Source organism: Streptomyces sp. NPDC056361, assembly GCF_042262805.1.
GTDB lineage: Bacteria > Actinomycetota > Actinomycetes > Streptomycetales > Streptomycetaceae > Streptomyces.
The window spans coordinates 1-3056 of record NZ_JBHJQI010000297.1 but is presented as its reverse complement, the minus strand read 5'-3'; the positions used below and the strand labels follow the sequence as shown (position 1 = coordinate 3056).

Here is a 3056-nt window from a genome sequence, read left to right as displayed (position 1 = left end):
GTCCGCGCGGCTGTCCGTTCGGCCTTCCGCTCAGCCGTCCGCTCCGGCGAAGTGCTCGCGTACGAGCGACTGGACGACGGTGAGGTCCTGGGCGATCAGGGCGTCGAGGAGGGCGGTGTGCTCGGCGGCGTCGGCGACGAGGTCGCCGTGGCGGAGGGCGGGGGCGCTGATCAGGGGCCACTGGGAGCGGCGGTGGAGGTCGTCGGCGACGGTGAGCAGCTGGGTGTTCCCGGCGAGGGAGAGGACGGCCCGGTGGAAGGCCCGGTCGGTCTCGGCGTAGTGGGCGCGGTCGCCGCGGGCGGCGGCGGCCGCGGTCGCCTCGGCGAGCGGCCGGAGCTCGGCCCAGCGGGCGGCCGGGACGGTGCGGGCGAGCCGCAGCATGACGGGGACCTCGATGAGCGCCCGGACCTCGGCGAGCTCGGCGAGTTCGCGCGGGGTGCGCTCGGTGACGCGGAAGCCCCGGTTCGGCACGACCTCCACGGCGCCCTCGACGGCCAGTCGCTGCATGGCCTCGCGCACGGGTGTCGCCGAGACGCCGAAGCGTTCGGCGAGGGCGGGGGCGGAGTACACCTCGCCCGGTACGAGCTCGCCGCCCACGAGGGCGGTGCGGAGGGCGTCGAGGATCTGTCCGCGCACGGAGTGCCGCCGCACCTCGCGGGGGGCGGGGACGGCCGGCCGGTCGTGGGTGTGCTCGCCGCGGGCGCCCGGGGCGGGGGCGGGGCCGCGGGTGTACCGGACGTCGCGGGTGTCCTCCGTCGCACGGACGTACGCGGTCCCGCCGGGGCGTCCGGCGTCGCCCGCGCTCCGGCCCTGTTCGGGTACGCGTGCCGGGTCGCCGAAGGGCGGGGACGGTCGGTCCGTCGCCCGCTCGCGCGCTGCGCTCTGCTCCACCCGGGTCCTCCTGGGGCATCGTGCCGGGCCCGGCTCGCGTGGGCCGGGTCCTCTGTGCACCATAGGCGAACGGACCGGCGCCGCGGGGGTGCGGGGCGGCCCCGCAGGTGGGGCGGCCACGGTGGTGAGAGATGATCCCGAATCGGGTAAGGTAAGGCTAACCTGCCTACGATCGCGATTCGGTGGTCCGCATGACCGTCCCCGCCTTGCTGCCCGCTCCGCCCGCCTCGCCCGTCGCGGCCTCCTACGCGCGACTCGCCGAGGCCTTCTCCGGCCTGCGGATAGAGGAACCGGCCCGGGGCGAGCGGCTGCCGCGCGGCGCGGGCTGGGTGGGCGCGGACGAGCTCGCGACCGGGGGCCCCGCCCTCGACGCCTTCCTCGCCTGGGACAACGCGCAGGTGCTGCGCGACTACGGCGCCCAGGCCCGCCCCGACGTCGTCGCGAGCTTCGGACTGCACCGCTACGCCTGGCCCGCCTGCCTCCTCGTCACCGTCCCGTGGTTCCTGCACCGCCGGGTGCCCCGGCTGCCCGCCCGGAACGTCGCCTTCCAGCGGGCGCTCGGCCGGATGTCGGTCCGGGTGGACGAGTTCGCCTGCCTGCCGGGCGACCCCGCCGCCGCCCTGCCCGGCGCCCGGATCGTCGCCGACGAGGAGGCGCTGCGGGCCGAGGTCCGCGCCTCGCTCGCCGAGCACTTCGAGGCGGTCCTCGGCGGCTTCGGGCCCCGCATGAAGCGCGGTCGGCGGGCCCTGTGGGGCATGGCCACGGACGAGATCGTCGAGGGCCTCTGGTACGTCGGCGCGCTGCTCGGCGAGGAGCGGCGGGCGAGGGACGAGCTCGAACTGCTCATGCCGGGCACCCCCAAGCCGTACAAGCCGTACGCCGGCGCGGCGGGCTTCCGCGAGCTGGCCGGGTCCGAGGACGCCGGCGGCGCCCCGCGCGCCACCCGCGACCGGGCGACCTGCTGCTTCTTCTACACGCTGCGCCCCGAGGACACCTGCCTCACCTGCCCGCGCACCTGCGACGCCGAGCGGGTCCGCCGACTGGCCGCGACCGCCTGAGGCTCACGGGTGATTACGCCACCCGCACGGGTGGCGTAAATCGAACTCAATTCCCCTCCCCTGCATGTGCGTTCGACCAGATCGCACCTATTCGTATGCCGTGGGCCCCCGATGGCGTGCTCTTGCCCGGAAACCCCTTGAGCACCGCACGGGGTCGGCCAGTATGGGCCGCCAAAAGCCCTACTGCGATGCAAGGGACACCGCATGAGACTGACCGACATATCGCTGGACTGGCTGCTTCCGGGTGGCGTGATGGTGGCCGGAGTCCTGACGGCGGTGGCGGTGCTCGCGCGCGGGAAGCGCGCCGGTGACCAGGCCGCGGCCGAGGACTCCTGGGAACGCAGCGAGGAGCGCCGCAGACGCAAGGAGGCGGTCTACGGCACCGCGTCCTACGTCCTCCTCTTCTGCTGTGCCGCGGTCGCCGCGGCGCTCTCCTTCCACGGGCTCGTCGGCTTCGGCCGGCAGAACCTCAACCTCGCCGGGGGCTGGGAGTACCTCGTCCCGTTCGGCCTCGACGGCGCGGCGATGTTCTGCTCGGTCCTCGCGGTGCGCGAGGCCAGCCACGGCGACGCGGCCCTCGGCTCGCGGCTCCTCGTCTGGCTGTTCGCCGGCGCGGCGGCCTGGTTCAACTGGGTCCACGCGCCGCGCGGCCTGGGCCACGACGGCGCCCCGCAGTTCTTCGCGGGCATGTCCCTCTCGGCGGCGGTCCTCTTCGACCGGGCCCTGAAGCAGACCCGCCGGGCGGCGCTGCGCGAGCAGGGCCTGGTGCCCCGCCCGCTGCCGCAGATCCGGATCGTCCGGTGGCTGCGGGCTCCCCGGGAGACCTTCGCCGCCTGGTCGCTGATGCTGCTGGAGGGCGTACGGACGCTCGACGAGGCGGTCGACGAGGTGCGCGAGGACCGTCGGGAGAAGGAGCAGAACCGGATCCGGCGGCGCGACCAGGTCAAGCTCGACCGGGCACGGCTCAAGGCGATCAACCGCCAGCACCGCGCCTTCGGGCTCGGCCGGGGCGGTGGCCGCCAGGTCGAGATGGCCGCGCTGAACGCCACGGCCGGTTCCGGCCCGGGTGCGGGCGCCGGGTCGGGCTCCGCGACGGCTGCCGTGCAG

Annotated in this window: 3 protein-coding genes; 2 read left to right on the top strand and 1 reads right to left on the bottom strand. The window is 75.5% G+C overall.

What is annotated here, in order from left to right; all coding sequences use genetic code 11:
• Positions 1–30: 30 nt before the first annotated feature.
• On the bottom strand, positions 31–891 hold the full coding sequence (locus tag ACFCY7_RS40255) for a GntR family transcriptional regulator (RefSeq protein WP_376491048.1): 861 nt from the start codon (positions 889–891) through the stop codon (positions 31–33).
• Between the two features lie 191 nt (positions 892–1082).
• On the opposite strand from ACFCY7_RS40255, the gene ACFCY7_RS40250 reads away from it, so the two are divergent.
• Entirely contained in the window at positions 1083–1949 is an 867-nt protein-coding gene (locus ACFCY7_RS40250) for a (2Fe-2S)-binding protein (RefSeq protein WP_376491047.1), read from the top strand.
• Positions 1950–2153: 204 nt separating this feature from the next.
• On the top strand, positions 2154–3056 hold a 903-nt coding region (locus ACFCY7_RS40245; RefSeq protein ID WP_376491046.1), incomplete at its 3' end, for a DUF2637 domain-containing protein.

Coding starts and splice junctions, on each gene's coding strand:
- ACFCY7_RS40250 (WP_376491047.1), top strand. CDS start 1,083: ATGACCGTCCCCGCCTTGCTGCCCGCTCCGCCCGCCTCGCCCGTCGCG.